Annotated in this window: 2 protein-coding genes; both read left to right on the top strand. The window is 34.1% G+C overall.

The genetic code is table 11. From position 1 onward, the window contains the following. Positions 1–386: 386 nt before the first annotated feature. On the top strand, positions 387–1,994 hold the full coding sequence (locus BLR64_RS29825; protein ID WP_090720341.1) for a hypothetical protein: 1,608 nt from the start codon (positions 387–389) through the stop codon (positions 1,992–1,994). A 193-nt stretch (positions 1,995–2,187) separates the two neighbouring features. Next, a complete protein-coding gene (locus BLR64_RS29820; RefSeq protein WP_244157885.1) occupies positions 2,188–2,655 on the top strand; it encodes an NUDIX hydrolase in 468 nt (155 codons plus the stop codon). Positions 2,656–2,768: the final 113 nt, after the last annotated feature.

The following is a 2,768-nucleotide window of genomic DNA, read 5'->3' as shown; positions in this document are numbered from 1 at the left end:
AGGCCAATTGGAGGAAGTAAAGATTTCACTTTAAGAAACTGCGAGAAACAGAGAATTTAAGAGAATGACTCCATAATTAAGGGGCCGAACCGGAAATAACACTCAATAAGTTAGGCACCCTAATTCGCAACAGTTCGCTTGAGATATTTGTACAAGACAATGCTCAGTTAATTAGGTGCTTCATTAAGGGAGGATACTCTTTCAATAAAAAATGTGATATAAGCGTAAACCATGTAAAGGACTTTTATCACTTTTTAGTAAGATTAGAGCCTTACAAGCAGAAAATAGTTTTAGACAATATATATACTCGGTTAGTTAGTATAAAAATTATTATTGATGATGACCTTCCTTTTTAAAGGATGAAATTGAATTTAGAGGTGCAATCAATGGGGAAAAAACAAGGGGCAAAATATAAATTACATCAAGAATCATTAGGTACTCAAGAGGATTTACATTTGTTTTTGAATAAAATTGGCGACAATCCTGCGAGTCTCCCTATAGTTCATCTTTCCAGAAGGAAAGCTCTATTAGAATTACTAACAGTACACTCTGAACTTTCATTTATACATCTTAAAGGTGGGTATCGGAGAATACCTGATCTAAATCCTGAACTTGATGAAAGACAGAGTGAGAGATTAATTCAAGAATCACTGAAATGGGCAATTAAATGGGTCTTCGATTTTTGTAATGATAAAGGGGAAAGCAAATCAATTAAACCTTCGAGAAAAGAAGTAATTGAGATGCTGATATTTGCTTATAAATATGATTTCTTTCGTGATGTGCTGTTTTCTGCTTCAAAAGGTGGATATTCAATTAAATTAACAAATAATAGACTCGAGTTTATTCCTGAGAATATTAATCACGCTTTCTTAGCATACAATTCTTGGAGACAAGCTTACAGAGAACGCATACAGATTAATAACATTCAGTCAACAGGAATAGCAGCTATAAAGGAAGTGCAGTCAAGCGAATTTACTATGCCAAATACATGGGATCTAGGCAAATACACATTGAATGAGTATAAGCAATTTAGTGTAAGTCTTGATGAATTGCTTTCAAAATGGATAAAAAATCATGGGACTAAAAATCCCAAAATAGTAATTGGAAAATATAATTCATCAAAGTTAGTGAAAATTCATCATAAAAATTGGTGGTTTCAACAGATATCAAATATATCTGGATTATCCCAAAATACTGTTAAGGATATTATATCGGATTTAACTTACAGCAATATAAAAGATACTGATCCAGCATACCAATATTTTGTGCCTCTTAATGAAAATGAATTAGCCCTATCTGCATGTTTTGCAGGTGTGTTTATTAGACCGGAAAGGAATTTAGTGGCCCTAATACCTAAAATGCCAGAGAATACGTTCCATCAATTAACTAACGATTGTGAAGGACAACAAATAAGTTTGATAAAACAATCTTTAAAGGATGAAGAGATTCTCATAGCAGAGAAGAAAACTAAAGCTCAAGAGGTTAGGCCAGGTATGGACATTTTATTTTTAGATGTAAATACTAAGGAATTGTTAGTAGTTGAACTGAAATGGACAGCTTCTCCATCTAATACAGGTGAAATGTACAATGTTGATAATCAGGTAAAGAAGGGTTTAGAGCAATTACAAAAAGCCCATGAATATGTAGCTCGACATATCGATACCATACTTTTCGAATACTTCGGTGCATCCTATAAAGGAGTGCAGCCTAGAGATCAAGAATATTGTGTCGCTATAAATGAAAGTATAGGCACGGGAGAGCATTGCGACGCTTTTGCTCATGTCGTAACGTTAGACCATTTAATTGAATTACTAAATAAAGGTGTAGGGTACACAATAAACACATTACGGAATACAACTCATCGAATCCCAAATGAATTTTATTCTGAAGTTCCAATGAACTTTGAATTGCTTGGATACGATATCCATTGTTCTGGAACTCAGCTCAAAGGAACGTGGTTAGACAAATCCTTACCTAAGCTTAGTCGTAGATAATAGTTATAGAGGTCATATGAGCAAAAACTTAATAAATCATTCTAGGTTTAGCAATCTTAACTTGCTTAGAAATAATTAAGTTTTGACCTAAATGGAGTTCTTAATTGAAAAGAAGCATATGTTCTCTTTAAGAATGATAGGATTTCTGATAGTTTTATAAGGAGTCTTAACTAGTTTTGGAGGTGAAATGACTATGAGTAGTAATATATTCACGCTCTGTATAGTTAGAGACAACGAGAAGATATTAGTTCGAAAAAGGGAGAAACACCCGTTCAAGGGATTTTGGAACGCTCCAGGTGGAAAAGTGGAGCTTCGAGAGTCTCCCACTGAAGCTTGCCTGAGAGAAGTGTATGAAGAAACTGGTTTGCATCTCAATGATCTGAAATTTAGAGGAATCATGACTGTTTCTAATGCTATACGCAAGTTGGGAACAGAAGTCCTGATACTGTTTGAATCAAGTGACTTTGAAGGAGAACTAACTTCTTCTGATGAAGGATTAATTGATTGGATTGATTTAGATACTATTTATAATAGTAGAAATGTGCCTGATAGTATGACCTATATTCTTCCTTACATTGTTGACTACGAAGGCATCATTACTGGTAAGCTAATATATAATAAAAATGAGTTAGAAGTCTGCGATATATCATTGCAGGCATAGTAATAGGCCCTCTATAAATGATATGATCCCCCTATAGTAGACAGAAAAAAGCAAGCCGTTTAATCTGTCTACTATGGAGGGGATTTTTTATGGGCGAAATGAGAAGAACGTAT

Source organism: Paenibacillus typhae, assembly GCF_900099765.1.
GTDB lineage: Bacteria > Bacillota > Bacilli > Paenibacillales > Paenibacillaceae > Paenibacillus_AQ > Paenibacillus_AQ typhae.
This window is presented reverse-complemented; position numbering and strand designations above follow the sequence as displayed.